This is a genomic window from Mycobacterium sp. E3198 (assembly GCF_001667015.1).
Lineage (GTDB): Bacteria > Actinomycetota > Actinomycetes > Mycobacteriales > Mycobacteriaceae > Mycobacterium.
The window spans coordinates 1-2,236 of sequence record NZ_LZIS01000110.1 but is presented as its reverse complement, the minus strand read 5'-3'; the positions used below and the strand labels follow the sequence as shown (position 1 = coordinate 2,236).

Annotated in this window: 3 protein-coding genes; all 3 read right to left on the bottom strand. The window is 61.1% G+C overall.

Annotation, left to right across the window (positions count from 1 at the left end; all coding sequences use genetic code 11):
- Positions 1-91 (bottom strand): S-adenosylmethionine synthetase N-terminal domain-containing protein (locus A5673_RS28375; RefSeq protein WP_156748147.1); only part of this gene is annotated, 91 nt, incomplete at its 3' end.
- Positions 92-236: 145 nt separating this feature from the next.
- Positions 237-923: a class I SAM-dependent methyltransferase gene (locus tag A5673_RS12705; protein ID WP_068232275.1), complete on the bottom strand. Its 687-nt coding sequence runs from the start codon at positions 921-923 to the stop codon at positions 237-239.
- A 271-nt stretch (positions 924-1,194) separates the two neighbouring features.
- The gene (locus tag A5673_RS12700; RefSeq protein WP_068232272.1) at positions 1,195-2,100 is read right to left on the bottom strand and encodes a mycobacterial-type methylenetetrahydrofolate reductase; all 906 of its coding nucleotides are present in this window, start codon (positions 2,098-2,100) and stop codon (positions 1,195-1,197) included.
- Between the last annotated feature and the right edge of the window lie 136 nt (positions 2,101-2,236).

Sequence of the window (2,236 nt, the reverse complement as noted above, 5' to 3'; positions counted from 1 at the left end):
CCAGAACCGAGTCGCTGATCGCATCACAGATCTTGTCGGGATGCCCTTCCGTCACCGACTCACTGGTAAACAGCCGATCCTTCTCGCTCACAATGCCATCCTTCTAATCAACTTTTCGATCCAGCCACACCGTGACGCCACACGTGAATAACCGGGAGACGTTGGCGCGATTGCCTGCGCTGTCTCGCGCCAACGTCTCCCGTTGCGATACGACCGTCGCGTCGTGCGGCCCGCCGTTATCCCGGGCGGTGGGCACTCACAAGCCAGGACGGCAGCTGCGCCCGGCCGTCGTGTCCGATGATCACGTTGCGGTATTCGAAACCTTCCGGCAAGACAGTCGGGACATTGATCCACGCGCGCGCGGGCCGGATGTCGTCAACGAAGAGATGCTTGCCGACGATGCTTTCCAATTGGTGGTGGGTGAACGGGCGCGGGCCGAAGTCGGCCCCGGGTGGGAACGCCTCGGTGGCGAACACGAGGGCAAAGAAGTTGCCGCCCGGCTTCAGTGCCCGCGCACTGGATTCCACGTAAGCATGCCTGAGCCCTTCGGGTAGACAGTGGAACACCAGCCCGTCTATGACCGTGTTGAAGTACTTTTCATAGCCGGTTGATTTGCTCAGGTCGGCCACCTCGAACGTCGCAGCGAGGCCGCGTTCCGCTGCCGCTTTCTTCGCCTGCTCAATGGCGCTGGCGGACCGATCCAACCCGACGACGTCATAACCCCTTTCGGCCAATGCCAACGAGGCAGTTCCCACGCCGCAGCCGGAATCGAGCACAGGCCCCACGAAAAGCCCTTGTCGTTCCAGCGCGGCGAGAGCTGGCTGAAATTCGCCGATATTCCAGCCAGGATTTCCCGGCGCGTATGAGGCGTTGCCGTCATACAGTTCATCCCAGTCCACAGTGTTTACGTTAAATGTAGGCACAATTCCTGAGCTTAAGTAGCCTTTCTGGAACCCGCCTCAGAGGAAGCTGGCATTTTTCGTAAAGCGCTCAGCCACCGACATTCCTGAGAATTACCGAAGACACTGTGCACGTGTGCAATTTCGCGCGCAATTGACCCGCCGTGACATAAGGGTGTGAGGTCGGCGACGGCGGAAAACACGGGCTGAATTGAATCGCTGCTGGTGGCAGCCGGATTGGAATTACACCGCAGTTAAAAAGTAATCACATTCGCTCGCTCAGCGCAGCGATTATTCAGAGATCGCCTGCGTTTGCCCGGGGTGACCAGTATGCGAGCATCTCGGCGAACGTCTCGAATGCCGGCCCCGACACCCCGTAGGTGGCTTCCAGGTGGATGCTCAGCGGGAAGCCGAGATCGACGACGCCATCGATCACACGCTTGTACAGATCGACGGCGAGTCGGCGCTTTTCTGCGGGTTCGCTGCCGGCCAGCTTCCTGACGAAGGCCTGCTCGTCGGCCACCGTGGAGTTCCCGGGATCCTGGATCAGCCAATCGATCAGGCCCACGCCGGCTTCGATCTTGGGCACGAAACCGAACGAGAGCAGAACTTCGGGCCGATGATCGCTGTCCTTCGCGAACTCGGCGAGGAACTCCACGATCGCGTCGGAATACAACAACTGCGTCATGCCGTACGTGGCGCCGCGGTCGCACTTGAACGAAAAACGGCCGTGCTCGCCCTCGCGTGTCGGAATCAGGATTGCGCCGCGGTTGGGTACCAGGTGCCGATAAATCGAGAGCGCGTCGGTGGGCGCGACGCCGGCACCCTCGCCGTCGTTCATCGTGCGCGGGACGCCGACGAACACCACGCCCTCCATTCCTGCTCCGCACAAGGCGGCGACGCGGCTACTCAGCGACGACTTGTCCATGAAGGCGGTGACTTGGGTGCACAGCCCGTGAACGCCGGGTAATTCCGGCTCGATCATCGACCAGAAGTCGAGCACGTCCAGCTTGCGTTGGATCGGGACCGGCCGGTCGTCGTCCTCGGCGATGATGCCGGGAATCATCACGTGCCGAATCTGCCCGTCGAGCCCAGAATCGCTGCAGTACCGCGCCACTTTGCGTGCTTCTTCGGATGCCCGCTCGCGCCCGCCGTCGATGTTCGGTGGTACCAGCTCGAGTGCGACAGTGTTGAGGGCCACACGCCTCCCCTTTGTCCTGACGATTTCGGCGTCGAGCGTGAAACTGCTGCGAATTTCTTGCCAAAATCTCGCAACAGCTTCACGCTCGGCGAGCGAGGGCTCAGTAGCGGTAGTGGTCGGCTTTGTAGGGGCCGTC